Raw genomic sequence first — 444 nt, forward strand, 5'->3', positions numbered from 1 at the left:
CATCAGATGAAAACCATATTGATTATGCGTTTCGAGAAGGTGAAGCACCGTTTCTAACAATATCATTAAATGGTAAAGCACAAACTGTTGCTCAAACAGGACTGTATCATGTTGCGTTATTATTTCCAAACGCAGCAGAATTAGCTTCGTTGTTACATCGTTTGCTAACACTACAGATTCCGGTTGGTGCAGGTGATCATACGGTCAGTGAAGCACTGTATATTAATGACTTTGAAGGAAATGGTCTTGAACTTTATCATGATCGTGATGCAGCAGGTTGGCAGTGGACAGATGGACAGGTAAAGATGGGCACTGATGAAGTTGATGCTGATGCGCTACTAGCTAAAAAAACACATGAATGGTCAGGATTTCCGGTGGGGATGAAAATTGGTCATTTACATTTTATGGGGAATGACTTAGACGTGGCTGATCACTTCTTTTTAG

The 444-nt window shown here is 40.5% G+C and carries 1 pseudogene; it reads left to right on the forward strand.

The features are described 5' to 3' along the window. Positions 1 to 149: 149 nt before the first annotated feature. Positions 150 to 444, forward strand: a pseudogene (locus tag CP370_RS09325) (hypothetical protein); the annotation flags it as partial.

The organism is Lactobacillus sp. UMNPBX19, from assembly GCF_002553805.1.
GTDB lineage: Bacteria > Bacillota > Bacilli > Lactobacillales > Lactobacillaceae > Lactobacillus.